At 72.4% G+C, this 2,166-nt stretch carries 2 protein-coding genes; both read left to right on the forward strand.

Annotated elements, in window-relative coordinates; all coding sequences use genetic code 11:
• A partial coding sequence (locus ACOJUF_RS02580; protein WP_420120303.1) for a dihydrolipoyl dehydrogenase occupies positions 1-1,123 on the forward strand: 1,123 nt, incomplete at its 5' end.
• Between the two features lie 100 nt (positions 1,124-1,223).
• A partial coding sequence (locus tag ACOJUF_RS02585) for a biotin/lipoyl-containing protein (RefSeq protein WP_420120304.1) occupies positions 1,224-2,166 on the forward strand: 943 nt, incomplete at its 3' end.

Raw genomic sequence — 2,166 nt, forward strand, 5'->3', positions numbered from 1 at the left:
CAAGTACAAGGACGGGGTCATCACCCGCCTGTACAAGGGCCTGCAGGGCCTGATCAAGTCCCGCGGCATCACCGTGGTGGAGGGCACCGGCACGTTCGTCGGCCCGAACACCGTGGTCGTGGGCAACGACCGGTACATCGGTAAGGACGTCGTCCTGGCCACCGGTTCCTACTCGCGGTCGCTGCCGGGCCTGGAGATCGAGGGCCGGGTGATCACCTCCACCCAGGCGCTGAGCCTGGAGTGGGTGCCCGAGACGGCGATCGTGCTGGGCGGCGGCGTCATCGGCGTGGAGTTCGCCTCCACCTGGGCCTCCTTCGGCACCGACGTCACCATCGTCGAGGCCCTGCCCACCCTGGTCCCGCTCGAGGACCCGTGGGCGGCCAAGCTCGTCGAGCGGGCGTTCCGCAAGCGCAAGATCGGCTTCAAGACCGGCGTCCGGTTCAAGAGCGTGACCCAGGACGACTCCGGCGTGACCGTCCTGCTCGAGGACGGCACCGAGCTCAAGGCCGACCTGCTGCTGGTCGCCGTCGGCCGCGGGCCGGCCACCGCCGGCTGCGGGTACGAGGAAGCCGGCATCACCATGGACCGCGGCTTCGTCATCACCGACGAGCGCCTGCACACCAACCTGCCGCACGTCTACGCGGTCGGCGACATCGTTCCCGGGCTGCAGCTGGCCCACCGTGGCTTCCAGCAGGGCATCTTCGTCGCCGAGGAGATCGCCGGCCTCAACCCGGTCGTCATCCCCGACGAGAAGATCCCGAAGATCACCTACTGCGACCCCAACGTCGCCTCCGTCGGCGTCACCGAGGCCGTCGCGCAGGAGCGGTACGGCAAGGACAAGGTCGAGTCCTACGTCTACGACCTGGGCGGCAACGGCAAGTCGCAGATCCTCAAGACCGCCGGCGGGATCAAGGTCGTCCGGGTCAAGGAGGGTCCGATCGTCGGCGTGCACATGGTCGGCGCGCGGATCGGCGAGCTGATCGGCGAGGCCCAGCTGGTCGTCGGCTGGGAGGCGCACCCCGAGGACGTCGCCCCGATGATCCACGGCCACCCCTCGCAGTACGAGGCCTTCGGCGAGGCGATGCTGGCCATGGCCGGCAAGCCGCTGCACGTGCACGACTGATCCGGTCCCGGCCGCCGCGACCACCCGCGACGCGGCGGCCGGAACCGATCGCCCGCAGACCAACCGCAGACCCGGTCACCCAGCAAGGAGAGCAACACCCATGTCCCACTCCGTCCAGATGCCCGCGCTCGGGGAGAGCGTCACCGAGGGCACCGTCACCCGATGGCTCAAGAACGTGGGCGATCAGGTCGAGGTCGACGAGCCCTTGCTGGAGGTCTCGACCGACAAGGTCGACACCGAGATCCCCGCCCCCTACAGCGGGGTGCTGGAGAAGATCCTGGTCGGCGAGGACGAGACCGCCGATGTCGGCGCGGAGCTGGCCATCATCGGTGACGGGTCGGGCGCCGCCGCCGAGCCGGCCGCCGCCCCCGCGCCGGAGCCGGAGGCCGCTCCGGCCGCCGAGGCGGCGCCGGCGGAGGCACCGTCCACCGAGGCCGAGGTCCCGGCCGAGAAGCCCAAGGCCGCCACCGGGTCCGCCGCCTCCGGCACCTCGGTCAAGCTGCCGGAGATGGGCGAATCGGTCACCGAGGGCACCGTCACCCGTTGGCTCAAGGCCGTCGGCGACGAGGTCGCGGTGGACGAGCCGCTGGTCGAGGTCTCCACCGACAAGGTCGACACCGAGGTGCCCTCGCCCGTGGCCGGCACCCTGCTGGAGATCAGCGTCGGCGAGGACGAGACGATCGAGGTCGGCGGGCAGCTGGGCATCATCGGCGACGCGTCGGCGGCGCCCGCCCCGGAGCCCGAGCCCGCGCCCGCGCCCGCGCCGAAGGCCGAGGCCCCCAAGGCGCAGGCTCCGAAGCCGGCCGCCGCTCCCCCGCCGCCCGCGGCGCCGGCCAAGCCGGTCTCGGCGCTGCCGCCCGAGCGGGTGCCGGAGGGCACCTACGTCACCCCGGTGATCCGCAAGCTGGCCGCGGACGCCGGTGTGGACCTGGCCTCCGTCAAGGGGACCGGCGTGGGCGGCCGCATCCGCCGCGAGGACGTGCAGGCCGCCGCCGAGGCGGACCAGCCCGAGCGTCTCGTCACCTACCCGGGCGACGACCGGC

The sequence above is a fragment of the Nakamurella sp. genome (assembly GCF_048594475.1).
Lineage (GTDB): Bacteria > Actinomycetota > Actinomycetes > Mycobacteriales > Nakamurellaceae > Nakamurella.